Genomic DNA, 13746 nt, shown 5'->3' with positions numbered 1-13746 from the left:
ACCATGTCGATACTTATGGATCCCGACGCATTCCCGCAGGCCATTCAGGCCGTGTACGACCTGCTGTGCCTCCGCCCCTGCGGTGATGATGAACTCACCCAGTGGCTCGCCCCTCAGGCACAAGTCACTGTGCCAGACAGACTCACGGCCGAAGGGTCATCCGTGCTGCGTGCCGCGCTCAACAAAGCGCAGGATTTCGGCTTGATTTGCCGCGAAGGTGACACGTGGCAAGTGGCCATCAAACTTCACAGCGCCACCGACTACCGCCGCCAGGTCCGGCAGGGCGCAGTGGCGTCCCAGCCGAAATTTGTAGACGCGGCCCGGTGGCTGCTGTCGCAAGACGCATTTGAAGTGCCAGCCGAGCGCACCTGGGACGACCACCAAAAAACCGGAACAGAACTCACCACCTTCATCTCAAATGACACGCAGTTCGTCAATTTCCGGCGCTGGGTGGTCTACCTTGGCTTGGGGCGTGAGCAGGCCGGGTATCTGATGCCCGATCCATCGGCGGCCTTGCTTGAAGAGTGGCCGACCTTACGTCCTGAACAGGAAATGACTGCGTCAGCCTTTTATGCCCGCGTCCAAGAGGTCCTACCCATGTTCCCCGACCCCCAACATGACCGACTGCCCAGCAGTGCGAGCTTCGCCCTGGTGGTGCTTGAGCGCCGCAAACGGTTGCAGTTTGAACACCATGCGGATACGGAGAAACTCAGCCTGACTGTCCCGGGCCTTCCTCGGTTGTTCTCGCATGTCCGCAGTAGCCAGGTCAGCGCATGACGGTGCTGTTGCCCACTGCCCTGCCAGGCGCCGTGTGCTGGGATCCCCGCGCACTGGACGAAGTGATTACCGTGGTGGCCGCGCATCCTGAAGAGGGCGTGTTTCTCGCTACACACCAGCCAGTCCTGCTGCGCCGGCGCAGCAGTTATCTCAATCCCACCTACACCGCATACAGCGAAACCGCATTTCGGGACGAATTTCTCGACCCCCGGCGGCCGTCGCTGCTGGTGCCGGTCATAGGCTCCTCGGGAACCGGTAAGTCCCACCTGATCCGCTGGCTCGAAACCCAGATCGAGCCGTCAGACACGCGTCGGTTGGTCAGTATCCCCAAGCACCGCACCACCCTGAAAGACGTCATCGATCTGATTCTCCGGGATCTCGAAGGCAGTGAATTCCAGGCGTTCCGGGCGCGGTTGCAAGGCGCGACCGAAGGGCTGACCGTGGAGGCGGCACGCTGGAACCTGCTGACCAACCTGGCGTTTCATGCCCAGAATCTGAGTGTGGGTGACCGGATCACCACACCCTCGGGGACGGTCCTGAGTGCGGGTCACCTGACATACCTCAAGACGCACTTGCCATCCTTTCTGCTTGAGGACATCGTTCGCAAAGCGCTCGACGCTCCTGGCAGTGTGGTCGACCGGTTCGTACGGGAGGCCCTGCAGGGCCGCACAGACGATAAAGTGCAGGCCTTTGCTATTACCGCAGCCGACCTACCACTGAACCTGAAAGATGTCACGCAGGCCGGCATGAAAGTCCGGCAGTTTTACCAGCAACTGGTGGCCAACCCCGTGCTGCGGGAGCAGGCGGTGGCCACCCTGAACCACTTTCTGGCTCCTGCTCTTCAACGGGTCTATCAACTGGGTGGGGAAGACCTCCTGAAACTGATGCGGGATGTTCGCTCGGCCCTCAAAGTTCAAGGCCGTGAACTGATCCTGCTGATTGAGGATTTTGCCCTGCTGCAAGGGATTCAGGCGCCCCTGCTTGAAGCATTGATTGATGACGATCAGCGTGACCTGTGTTCCATTCGCGCCGCGTTCGCCGTGACCAGCGGTTATTTCCGGCAGATGGACACGGTTCACACACGCCTCAGCTTCGTGGTCGACCTTGATATCGAAGATGCCAACGCTGTTCTCCAAGCCAGGCCTCACCTGATGGCCTCGTATCTCAATGCGGCGCGTTGGGGAGAAGTAGAACTGCAAGCTTTGGTTCCGCAATTGCGGAAAGGTCAGGCGGTGGCCAGCCGCTGCCACACCTGCCCAGTAAGGCCCACGTGTCATTCGTCCTTCGGGGCGCTTGAGGTCCCGGGAACTGAGGGACCGGTAGGCCTGTATCCGTTTAACAACCGGCTGATTGACATCGTGGGGGACCACGAAAATCCGGAAGGCTTCAATCCCCGCGGCCTCCTGCGCGGCATGCGTGATGTGTTGCGCGACGCCCAGGAGCGACTGCCAGATGCGGCCTTCCCTTCACCGGCTGTGCAAGACACCTATGGCAAGGCTGTCACCGTAGCGTCACTGCCTCTGGGCGACAAAGCCCGCCTGGAAGAGTTGCAAATCGACGCCGAGGAAGCCGACCGTATCGAAGCGGTGATGCGGCTGTGGGGTCCTGTGCCGCCCCGGTTGCAGAATCTACCCGAAGGCCTGCACGCCGCATTCCAGATTCCCCAGGTAGGGGAGGCGCCGCCACTGCTTGACGGCCCGCTTATAGGAACGCCCGATGACCCGGACGACAAAAAGCGAAAGAAAGCGGCCACACCTGCGTTGTTGCAGGCGCTGCAGAACTGGGCGAGTGGACGGCCGCTTACGCAAACCCACACCCGGGAGCTGCGCCGACTCGCTCATGAGGCAATCAGTGATTTTGCCGTTTTCGAAGCGGAGAACCTGCATGAGGTTGCGCTGAAAGACGATGGTGTGTGGTCTGCCGAGAGCATCTATTTCGAAGGGCAGACGAACAACTTCAATCTGGGCCGTGAAGCGGTTCGGCTCAACCTGCCCCTGCCAGGCCAGAGCCCGGTGGACGTGGCGGTGGCGCTGGGTGCGTATTACACCTTCAAGGAGACGGGACGGTGGCCGAGCGAGATTCCCGATGCAGCGTGGCGATTCCGGGAAGCAGTGGAACTGTGGACGCAGTACGTCCGGGTGGAATTGTCCCCCACTGGTCCGCGCCCGTCGGTGCTGCCAGTGGCCGTCGAAACGCTGTACTGGAGCGCCGTCGCGCTTGGCCGCATCAAAGTGGGAGACCGAGACCCGAGGGTCATAGGCGCGATGCTGCAGACTGTGCCGGAAGTGCCGGCTGAAGCGCCATTGGATTGGCGCCGTCAACTTGAACAGGTGCGCCGACTGCATCCGAAAGCCGCCCGGCAACTGCTGGTATTTGCTGGCGTCCGCAAAGGGGGCGCCGCGCGGCTGGTCAACGCGGCCCTGCTGCTACAACAGATTGAAAGCACGGCAAAACAGGCGGCTGTTCGGGCGCAGCCTCCCGAGCATGACCGGCTGGGCCTGGCCGAGGACCGGAACACTCTGTTTGAAGCCTGGCGGGCGGCCAGCGTCTCGGCGCAGCAAGAAGCGGACCGCTGGCAACAGGAGGTGCTATCGATCCTGGGCAGCGCCGACCAACTGAGTGAGACGGCTGTTGCCTTGAACGAAGCGTTCCGCGCGGCGGGCGAAGCGGGCGTGCTGCAACTGCCGCGCAGCATGGCGCCAGAAGGGGTGGCACAACTGCTGCGCCAGTTTAACCGCCTGCCCCTGCTCAGTCTGCTCAAGGCCGCGCGGCGCCTCGTCGACGCCGCCGACCTGGAGCGGCGCCTTACCACGGCGGCCAGTTTTGCCTGGGCTGACGCGGCGCGCAGTGAAGAGGTGGTCAAGCAGTTGAACCAGGTCCTGGATGACAGCCTGCGGTACGCCCGTCAGCGCGCGTCCATCGCCACCCCGGACGCCAGCGCGGTTCAAGTGGCGCAGATCTTATTGAAAGACCTGCGGTCCATCGAAGAGACCTTGTCGGGCGTTCAAACCCAAGGAGAACCCGCATGATGTTGGAACGTGCCCAGGCGCTCAAGGAAAGTGCCGAAGACCTGCACAAGCTCACGGACGTGCAGGAGAGCATCCGGCAATACACGACGCGTCAGGAGCAACTCCAGGCGGTCAAGGGGCAGGTGCAGGGCGCTTCACTCGCGTGGAGCACGCTCCGGGCCGCCGGCCTGGTGGCGAATGAGGCGTTACCAGCCAGTGTTGACGCGGCGTTGCGGAATGTGGCTTTCGTTCATAGAGGCGCGCAGGTCGACGCAGGAACGCTGATTAAGAACGATTTTTCGGTGGCCCTGCGGAACGTCAAGAAGGCCAGTGACGACTTGACCTTCGCGGCCCGCGAGGCCTGGGAGACCTACCTCGCCAGCATCGAACCGCCGGTACCGGCGCCAGTCCTGGCGGTATTTGAGCGCCAGGCGGGCCTGGCGCCGGCGGCGAGCGCCCTGCGGCAGGTGTACCAACTGCACGATCAACTCCGGCGCACTTTCCCGGTCACAGCGGAACAGGCGCACAAAGCCAAAGGCTTGGCTACAGAGTATGACCGGTTGGGAGCCGACCTGGTGGGCACCCACCTGCCGCCCGGCGTGGTGACGTTTTTACAGGCCGTGGTTCAAGGCCAGGCCAACCTCGCGGCCCTCACCCCAGAGGTGTGGGCTTGGCTTCAGGAGCACGGGTTCCTGCCAGCCTTCACGGTTCGCCTGCAATAAACCGCGAAGCTGCCGTTCTCACTCATTTCTTTCGCTGTTGAGGTCTTTTGTGCTTACTGATGCGTCTCGTCACATGCTTGCTACTGCCATCCGGGACGCCAAGTTCCGCTCGATTTTCCTGTCTGAGGCGGCGAGATTAACTGGTCTTGCTGTACACGCTTTGCGAACTGAACTGGCGGATGATCCGCTGTTAGAAGGGTATGACCAGAAGACGTTGAAGGGCTTCTCTCCGAGTGTCCGCCTGAAACTCAATGAAGCGAACGTCCTCACCCTGCTTCCGGTGAACCGTGGCCTCCTTGACCGGGTGTATACCCGGGACGCTCTCCTGGCGGTCCTGCTTCCTCTGCACGCCTCAGGGCAGATCCACGAAGCCAAAGGGGAAGTGCGGTTGGGCGCTGGGGCGGCTCCCTCCACCGCGGCTCCGGGAGTACGGCAGGTTCAGGCCTTAGGGGAGGAGGTGCCCGCCACGGGCGCATCCGGGAAAGGGTTGACCGCTGATGAAGTGAGGGTGCTGAACGCACTGGAAAATATCGAGGAGCGGCGCATCAATTTTGGGCTTTATGAGACGTATACCACCGCTCAGGAGGTAGCTCAGAGTGAGGAAGTGCGGGCCCAGTTGGGTGATTCGGCGATTCCAGGCCTGCTGGCCTCCCTAGTGGCCAAACGGTACGTGGTAGAACCCAGGAGCGGACTATACCGGTCGCGCATCAGTGAAATGGTGCGCCTGCTGAAGAATGTGAAGCAGCGCTTCCGGGACGGGGACGAAGCGCAAGCCCCTTATCTGGTGCAGAGCCTGCGCGTGCGGTTTAAGGACCGCGAACGGCTCCGGCGGGAGACGCGCTTCCGCGAGGTGCTGGACGGAGTGCAGGGCACCCACCGTGGACGGAAGGTGCGGGCAGCCACACGCCTGCTGGGGGAAGGCTTTTCGAGTGCGCTGGGGCGTCCTCTGGACCAGGTGGACGTCACGAACGTTCAGGCGCGCAGCTTCACGGAACTGACCGACGCTTACTTCACGCAGACCGGTGGGGCGTTCGTCATCACGGGAAACACCGGCAGTGGCAAGACGGAGGCGGCCCTGCTGCCCTTGCTCACGGGTCTGCTGGAGGAAATCATCCGGGATGACCGTCGGGGCGTCAAAGTCATGCTGGTCTACCCCCGTCAGAACCTCGCCAAGAACCAGTTGGAGCGCTTGTGTGAGTATGTGGCGCACGTCAATCGTGCCATGCGCGGACCGGCCGGCCAGGGCCTGGGCCTGCGGCCATTGAGTGTGGGAATGGTGTTCGGCAACACGCCGGGGACCCTGGGAGATCTGCAGGGCAGCGGTCCGAACAACGAGCGCAAGTGGCACTGGGACCGAAGTGAGGACGGGCAACGGCATGTGGTGCCGTACTTCACAGGCTCAGGCGGTTCCCCAGTGCTGGCGCAGGTGCAGGCCGATGGCCGCGCCACCTTGACCTCAGACGGAGGGTTCGACGTGGGGGGCTGGCAACTCGACACGTTCCAGGCCACCCGGGAGTCAGTGCTGCAGGCGCCGCCTGACCTACTGATCATCACGACGGAGATGCTGCACCGCTGGATGATGGACCCGAAAGCGTTAGGCGTGTTCGGATTGCCGCGCCAGTGGTCTGAGCGGCCGGCGTTTCACCCGCCGCGCGCAGTCGTAATGGACGAAATTCACCTGTACAGCGGTATTCATGGATCGCAGATCGCGGCTTTGCTGCGCCGACTGAAATACCGAATTGACAATGCCATGTACGGCTATGCCCGCGGCACGGCGGATGAGGCTACCACCTGGAGGACGCCCCTGCTGATCGGTATGAGTGCAACGATTGGTCGCCCTGGCCAGTTCTGGTCGAAGCTGACCGGGGTGCCGGAATACCGCGTGAGCGCCATCGAACCGCAACCGGAGGATTACGATCCTGCGCAGGGCCGCGACTACTTTCTGTTTATTCGTCCGGAATCGTTCTCGCGCGGCAAAGTGATTGGAGACGCGTCAGCGGCTATTCAGACCATCATGACCATCGCGCACAACATGGTGCGCCGTCCGGCCGAGGGACAGACGCCGGCCAAGCACCGGACCTTGATCTTCCAGGACAGCATCTCGAAATTGAAGAAGCTGACAGTGGAGTTCCGAGACGCGGAGAGCCGGTTGAATCTGGCAGCACTTCGTCTCAGGACCCCTGCCGGTGACGTGCAGGCCAGTGCCGCTTTCCGGGACGGGGAGTACTGGTACTTTGAAGCGCAGGATCCACATCAGTTCAACGAAGGCCGTACTCGGGTGGGCGCCGCGCCAACGGCACTAACCTCGGCAGACCATCCAGTGTTCAGCGGCGGTGGCCAAGACGGCCGGGTGCTCAACCGCGACATCATCTTTGCCACAACCAGTCTGGAGGTAGGTTATGACGACCCCAGTATCCAGTTCGTCATGCAGCATCATGCCCCGAGTAACATCGCTTCGTTTGTTCAGAAAAAGGGCCGGGCAGGCCGGGATCTGAGCGACCGGCCGATTACAGCCGTGACGCTCAGTCGCAGCAGTTACCGCGACGCATTTTACTTCCAAAATCCTGAAGCCCTCACCGATCCGGCCGATTACGAACCAGCGCTGAATCCGGAGAATGACTTTATTCAGCGTTTCCATGCGGTGGCCCTGCTCTTTGATGAACTGACCCAGCGGACGGGCCGGCTCTGGTATGCCCTGCCAGTCGGCACACCGCTGCAGAACCACCTGGACGCCATTTTTGGCGAGTTGACCCGCCTGGACGCCCGCTACCCCTTCATCACGAATGGATACGAACGGGTAATTGCAGCGACCTTACGGCAGCAGGAGGGGTACCGTACGTGGCAAGCGTTGTGGGAGTGGTTCCAGGCGACCCTGCTGGATCCGGAGGTGCGTCACCGGGCAGACCGGCCCACTCGAACCCGGCCAGTAAGTCTGCTGCAACTGTGCCCGGACATCCCGGAGAACCTGTTCAGCAGTGTCAACCTGCCGGTCGTGCAGGTGATGGTGCCTCCGCCAAGGGCAGATATGGACTGGAACTTTGTCAAGGAGGACGTTGCCCTCACATTCAGCGAATTTGGTGCTGGGCGCGTCACCAGGCGGTACGGCACGTCGCACCTGCTGCACTGGCGGTCCCCGACCGTACGGGTCAACGGTGTGATCGTACAAAACGCCATGGCGATGGAGCGATATAAGAAACGGGAAGGGGGAGGATATGGACCATTCAAGCCGGCCCTGATCAAAGACCTTCCAACCGCCAGTGGCCTGGGAGACGCCTTCGAGCAGTACATGCCCCTTGGCGTGCGTCGCCTGTATGGGGAGATGCCAAAGCGGTTTTACCGCCTGCGGTATCTGGAGTTGTGGTCATTTGGCCGGCTCGACCCCAACAACCCCAAATCACCAGTGCAAGGGGCCCAGGCGTACGGCCGGAAACGTCCGGACGGCAGTGTGGAGTTGAGGCAGTTGAGGGAAGAGGCTACCGCACAGGCTCAACAAGCCCTGCTCGAGGACGGATGGCGGGTGGTGTCCCCTGACAGCAACAGTTATCCGTTGTCTTTCTCGGCCGTGCACCCGTTAGGTGAGGCGAGGTTGCGCGTCCCGGTGCCGCCCTTGTTCGGCAGCCTGGTGCAACCACTGGAGTATTACTACGGCGAGCAGGACGGGCAGCGCTCGCGTTTGGCTGCATGGGAAGTGCAGTACGGGGCGGAAGCGACGATTGTGTTACACAAACGCCACCCTCAAGGTGAAGACCCGCAGGCGGGCCGGGGTCACAACCTGGTGCGGTACGTGAGTGAGCATGACGGCGAGCCGCTACTGTACGGGTACGACTTATGCACCGAAGGGCTTCGCGTGCCGTACGATCCGCAGGTACTCAGTCAGGCGGTGCAGGCAATCGCGCAGCAGCAGTGGGCCGACGTCCGCACGCAAGTGCATTTGCAGGACCAGTTCTTGCGCTACCTCCTTAAAAGTGAGCCGTGGGCAGAAGGCGTCGAAGACGGCTTGAACACCTTCACGCAACGCCGGATGGCGGACGTGTTGTGCACCATGCGTGCAGAAGCACGGGCGCAGGGGCAAAGCGGGCCGGAATTCCTAGCAGCTCTGCGGGATCCTGACGGGTGGCAGACACTGGTGCGGGGCGCGCAGCGGTACTGGGCAGACCACCGCACGCTCCACCCGGACTTCCTGGAGCAGGCCAGGGTCACGTGGCAAGACGACCGGGCGTACGAGAAACTGCGGCGGTTGTTCGCCCGCATTCAGAACAAAGCGCAGGTCAGTGCGTACGTCCGTGACACGCTCGTTCACTCGCTGAAGCACGCGGTACGGAACATGTTTATGATGCAGGGCAGCGCCGACCATCACCAGATTGGCTCCGGCACACAGTTGCATATCACGCATGGACACGACCCTCAGGACCATGCGTTCTACGTGTACGAGCGAAATCAGGATGGCGCGGGCAGCACCCGCGCAGCCGCGCGGGTCATGGGTGAACATCCCGCAGGCGAGCGCACAGGCCATCACGTCACCGCTTGGTGGCGCTATACCCTCGAGTGCCCCGTGGCGGAAGAGCAGCAGTTCGTTAAAGCAGTGCTCGCACCGAATCGTCGCACCCCCATTGCGCACGAGGTGCAGGTGTTGCTGGCCTTGCCCGCGCACGAACGGAAAGATGACGGACTGCGCCGCGCACTGGTTCAAGCGACAGACGGCCTGTTGCGGGACGACAGTCCTGAACTGATGCACCTGGCGACCGTGCTGACCTCTGAGGTGCACGTAAATGGGGAACGCTTTGCGCACCTCGATGTGCTGCTGGAACTGCTGGATCTGGAGTCGGAGCTCAGTGCCCGGTTCCACCGGACGCCTTTGCCGCAGGAACTCGCCGGGTACGCCCTGACCCTTTTGAAAGAGGACCGGAACCTACCTCACCTGAAGCGGCTCTTGCAGGTGTACCGCACGCATTTCCAACAGGTGTTGGTTGAAGAGGAGGGCGAGGAGGAGATGACGGCCGACGACCGCTTCCTTGCCCAGGTGGAAAGTTGGTCGCTGTCTACCTGCGTGGATGCCTGCCCGGCTTGCTTGGCAGGGTCCTGCGACCAAGGCCACATCGACGTAACCCGCCACAACGTGTCGCGGACGCTGCTTAAACGCGCTCACGAGGTGCTGACCGCGCCCATCACCGTTCGCGGTGAGGATCTGGATGTGGCGGAGGTCGTTCGTCTGGCCGACACTCATGGAGGGTTCGTCCTGCACGAGCATCAGGGCCACCTCAGTGACCAACTGGTGCGCGCCTTTGCAAGGGCTGGGCTGCAGCAGCAGGGACGCGTGTTTGATCCGGAGCACCTAACCTTGCGCACTGTGTTGTACCGGCAGGAAGCGCTGTGATTTTCCACGCAACCGATCGGACCGACCGCCTGAAGAACCAGATGGTGCGCCTGATGCTTGAAGCGCTTGATTGCGCGCCGAGTGACGTGTGGCTGATTACGCCGTGGCTGAAAAACGTCGAGTTCGACATTCGGTCGTTGGGCCCGTACCGGAGTGTCTTCGGGACACACCGGGAGAGCGTCACCCTGAAAGACCTGCTGCGCCTGCTTGGTCAGAAGCACTTGATTCATGTGATTGTGAAACCTCCGCATGAACTGGTGACCTTACCTGCCCTGGCGGAGTACCAACTCACGGCGGAGCAGGTGCGGCGCGTGCAGGCGAACGAGGATATGGACTTCGACCTGCAGGATGAAGTGCTGCGCGGCCTGAGGGAACGCAGTACAGAGCTGAAACGCGAATTTCTGAATCACGCGGACACCGTGCTGTTCGCAGAGGAACTGGCGCAACTTGGCGCGCAGGTGTCGTACCGGGACGCCCTACACGCCAAGTTGCTTTGGTTGCCGTCGGGGGCTTTATTCGGCAGTGCCAATTTCACGAACGGCGGCCTCGCCTACAACGCAGAGTTGGTCGCGGAGGTACGCAGCGATGAGCCTCTTGATGGGCTTAGAGCAGCGGCCGAAGAATTCCTGGCCCACAGTTGGCGACGTAACCAGTATGACCTCACGGATCGCGACATGGTTCCGAAGAAACGCACCTTACCTAGTGCCGACTTCTTCGCCCTGGCCAATCACCCGACTGTTGCCAACGAAGCGGCATTCAAACCCCTGCTGGATGCCCTAGCAGGTTTCTACCGGTAGAGGTCAAATCATGACGATGCTTGTGAGCCCCCGTTTCCTGGATGATCTGAAACATAACGCGGCGTTGCCGATGCAGCCGGCCATCATCAGTACGGTGAAAACCCTTCTGACGCATCCGCAGGCCACCGGCCTGCAGGTGCGCCGCCTGGAATTGATGGACGCCTGGTATTGCCGGGTGAATGACAACTGGCGCATGCTCTTCCAGTGGGGACGCAACCGTGAACCCATGCTGCTGCGGGTGGTGCCTCACAGTGTTTTCGACCGACTGACCGCCCGGGATATTGGAACCCAGGACCTTCTGAGTTGGGAACTTGAACCGCAGGCCACAGCCACACCACAAACGGCAGACTTCCAGGTGCCCACCACATGGAACCATCCTCCAAGCGACGCGGATTTTCCCCTGCGCGCCTTTACTGTGCATCAATTGCGGCTGTTGGGAGCGCCCGCGCTATTAGCCCGCGCATTACGTGATGCGCCTACCCTGGATGATGCCCTGAAACTTCCCGGACTGCCCGCACAAACCCAAGAGTGGATTCTGGCGCTCGCGACGGACCCGGCCGAGCCCCTAGCGGATCCCTTCCGTGTATTCAAACGTGCGTCTTTGGAGCAACTGGAGGCGTACACCCGTGGCAGCATCCAGGACCTTCTATTGGAGCTCGCCGAGGAGCAACTACAGCATGTGAACCGAATTCATACTGGAGCCACACTGCTTAAAGGTGTGGCCGGCAGTGGAAAGACGACCGTAGGCATTCACCGCGCTGTCCGGCTCGCACAGGCAGGACGGCAGGTACTGTTCATTACTTACAATCCCGTACTGCAACGCGTCACCCGAAGTCTGGTGCAAGAAGTGACTGGTACCTTGCCAGCCACCCTCCGCATTGAGGATTACCGGCAATGGGCTCTGCGCATGCTGGACGCGGCAGGAGTCCAGCAGCCTCTCGTGGACCGCGACCAGGCGCTGCAGTTCATTCGGCAGGCGATCAATGAGGTGAGAACTCAGCGGCACTCCGCGGTGCTCGCGCGCGCTCCAGAGTTCTTCTACGCTGAAATTCAGCGAGTGATAAAAGGCTTCGGGCTTCCGGACATGGATGCTTACCGTCAAGCGCCTCGGTACGGGCGCAAGCAGGCACTCAGTCCACTGTCCCGCGCTGTGGTCTGGGAAGTACTAAGTGCCTACAACGCTCACTTGCAGGCACGCGGCCTGATGGACTGGGGGGACGCGGTCACCCGCCTGTACCGCCTCCTGCTTGACCATCCCGAACTCGAAGTGGTAGACGACGTCATTGTTGACGAGGCGCAAGATCTCACGCCCTTGGAACTGCGGGTGTTGCAGCGTCTCACACGGGGCCAAGGCACTGAGCACAAAACCGTCCTGGTGTTAGGAGACGCCGCGCAGAGCTTGTACTCGCGTGGGTTTTCATGGAAGCAGGTAGGCCTCGATGTCCGGGGGCGTTCGTATGCGCTGAAAATCAATTACCGCAATACCCGCGAAGTGGTGCGTACCGCCGCTGATCTGGCCTCCCGAAATGTGCATCTCAAGGAACACGGTGAGTTAATAGATATGGCGTCAGTTAAGCGCAGTGGCCCACGTCCCATATTAATGCGCTTCGTTGAGGAGCACCAGATCAAACGCTTCGTCATTGAGGAAATCACGCGATTTCGCGAAGAAAACCTCTTACGCTTGCGTGATATTGCTGTGATCGCCACTACGGAAGGGCTCGCCCAAGAATACGCGTACGCCCTGTCCAAGCAAGGTATCCCCACTGACCACTGGGATCCAGTCCTGGAGGATCTGGACGTTCTGCGCGAAAGCGTCAAAGTGATGACGATTCATACTGCTAAAGGCTTGGAATTTCCTGTGGTCATGCTGGTTGGTTTAGACGCTGAGCACCTTGGCGCCTTGGGGTCGGAAACTGAGCGTGAGGAGCAAGACATTCTCATGGAACGCGAGCGGATGCGTTTCTACGTTGGTATGACCCGTAGCGGTGAGTTGTTGTACCTCCTCGCTACAGAGGGACAGGCGACCCCGTTACTACGAGAACTCAGTGGCGTTGATATCCGGGAAGGGCTATGAACGCTCTTGAACTTGCTGGCCGGTTGCAGATGGCCTCCCTGCCTGAAGCGGAGTACAACTTCACACACGCCGACGTGGGGACGTTGCCTGTGGCCTACCCTGAAGTCACTCTGGGCCTGACCTTCGTCTTGGCGGCGGGAGTTGAGGAACGGCAACTGGGGCCCTGGACCGTGGTGCAGTGCAGTACCAAACCTGTAGATGTGCGTGACGCGCTCAAACTGCTGAGCCGACTGTATGAAGACCGTAGCGCCCAGGGGGTCCAGGAAGTGCACTTGCCGCCTCATGGTGAAGTTCCAGAGAAACGTGGAACTGCTGTAGACCAAGGTCTTACTCTACTGCACGACGCAGAGCAAGAATTTATGCCTCCGGTGGATCAGTCTTCAGGCCTATCTGCTTCGCTCATAAGCGCCGCACCGCCTTCAGAGGATCTGGATCATGTCCTTGTGCACTATCTCGGCACTCTGTGGCTTCAGGCATTGAAAGGCGCGCACGGACCAACCGGTCCGTGGCTTCGGCGCCACGGTGACCAAGACCCTTTGGTTCAAGCCATGGATCGGGCCCGGCGACTTTTACATCCACCTGTCTAATTGGGCTGGCCCCAAAGTTTGGACAGTTTCGAGTAGAGACCCGGCTCAAGAGCAGGGTTCATCATCAGCACCCACTCCTGGAACCGGTCGTGGAAGGTGGTCTTGGGTGGGGTTTGGCAGGGCAGCCCATTGCGCTCCCGTGCGAAGAACCCAGAGGATACCTTCGAGGACCTCGCGATCAGAACGGGCGTGGCCGACCGCGGGTGGTGGTGGGTGGAATGAGAAGTGCAAGGACGGCCCATTGGGCATCGCTCAGCCGCATCGGCAGAGGGGGCCGCCAATCTGTGCGGCCCCCTGTCACTCAATTTCCGAATGACCTCTATTCAGGGGTATGGCCTGACCCCAAAGCTTGGACACTTTCGAGTAGAGACTCGATTCAAGAACGAGCGTACACAGTCGTCTTCCCT

7 protein-coding genes and 1 pseudogene are annotated in these 13746 nt (G+C 61.1%); 7 read left to right on the top strand and 1 reads right to left on the bottom strand.

Annotation, left to right across the window (positions count from 1 at the left end; all coding sequences use genetic code 11):
• Nucleotides 1-3: 3 nt before the first annotated feature.
• The 7 genes from BXU09_RS18780 to BXU09_RS20640 all read left to right on the top strand — a co-directional run bounded on the left by BXU09_RS18780 (nt 4) and on the right by BXU09_RS20640 (nt 13339).
• A complete protein-coding gene (locus BXU09_RS18780) occupies nt 4-777 on the top strand; it encodes a hypothetical protein (protein ID WP_078305850.1) in 774 nt (257 codons plus the stop codon).
• On the top strand, nt 774-3806 hold the full coding sequence (gene dpdH / locus BXU09_RS18775; protein WP_144012404.1) for a protein DpdH: 3033 nt from the start codon (nt 774-776) through the stop codon (nt 3804-3806). Before BXU09_RS18780 ends, dpdH begins: the two co-directional genes overlap by 4 nt.
• Nucleotides 3803-4507 carry a hypothetical protein gene (locus tag BXU09_RS18770; RefSeq protein WP_078305848.1) on the top strand — a complete coding sequence of 235 codons (705 nt, stop codon included), beginning with the start codon at nt 3803-3805 and terminating at the stop codon, nt 4505-4507. The genes dpdH and BXU09_RS18770 overlap by 4 nt, the downstream gene beginning before the upstream one ends.
• A gap of 73 nt (nt 4508-4580) precedes the next feature.
• The gene (locus BXU09_RS18765; protein WP_078305847.1) at nt 4581-9881 is read left to right on the top strand and encodes a DEAD/DEAH box helicase; all 5301 of its coding nucleotides are present in this window, start codon (nt 4581-4583) and stop codon (nt 9879-9881) included.
• Complete coding sequence (locus BXU09_RS18760) at nt 9878-10678, top strand: hypothetical protein (RefSeq protein WP_078305846.1); 801 nt, start codon at nt 9878-9880, stop codon at nt 10676-10678. Before BXU09_RS18765 ends, BXU09_RS18760 begins: the two co-directional genes overlap by 4 nt.
• A gap of 10 nt (nt 10679-10688) precedes the next feature.
• Nucleotides 10689-12752: a 3'-5' exonuclease gene (locus tag BXU09_RS18755; RefSeq protein ID WP_078305845.1), complete on the top strand. Its 2064-nt coding sequence runs from the start codon at nt 10689-10691 to the stop codon at nt 12750-12752.
• A complete protein-coding gene (locus BXU09_RS20640) occupies nt 12749-13339 on the top strand; it encodes a hypothetical protein (protein WP_144012403.1) in 591 nt (196 codons plus the stop codon). The genes BXU09_RS18755 and BXU09_RS20640 overlap by 4 nt, the downstream gene beginning before the upstream one ends.
• 71 nt (nt 13340-13410) lie before the next feature.
• On the opposite strand, the pseudogene BXU09_RS18750 reads toward BXU09_RS20640, so the two are convergent.
• Nucleotides 13411-13601: pseudogene (locus BXU09_RS18750) on the bottom strand (transposase); the annotation flags it as partial.
• Nucleotides 13602-13746 lie beyond the last annotated feature (145 nt).

Source organism: Deinococcus sp. LM3, assembly GCF_002017875.1.
In the GTDB taxonomy this organism is placed as follows: domain Bacteria; phylum Deinococcota; class Deinococci; order Deinococcales; family Deinococcaceae; genus Deinococcus.
This window is presented reverse-complemented; position numbering and strand designations above follow the sequence as displayed.

Coding starts and splice junctions, on each gene's coding strand:
- BXU09_RS18780 (WP_078305850.1), top strand. CDS start 4: ATGTCGATACTTATGGATCCCGACGCATTCCCGCAGGCCATTCAGGCC.
- BXU09_RS18770 (WP_078305848.1), top strand. CDS start 3,803: ATGATGTTGGAACGTGCCCAGGCGCTCAAGGAAAGTGCCGAAGACCTG.
- dpdH (WP_144012404.1), top strand. CDS start 774: ATGACGGTGCTGTTGCCCACTGCCCTGCCAGGCGCCGTGTGCTGGGAT.
- BXU09_RS18755 (WP_078305845.1), top strand. CDS start 10,689: ATGACGATGCTTGTGAGCCCCCGTTTCCTGGATGATCTGAAACATAAC.
- BXU09_RS18765 (WP_078305847.1), top strand. CDS start 4,581: ATGCTTGCTACTGCCATCCGGGACGCCAAGTTCCGCTCGATTTTCCTG.
- BXU09_RS20640 (WP_144012403.1), top strand. CDS start 12,749: ATGAACGCTCTTGAACTTGCTGGCCGGTTGCAGATGGCCTCCCTGCCT.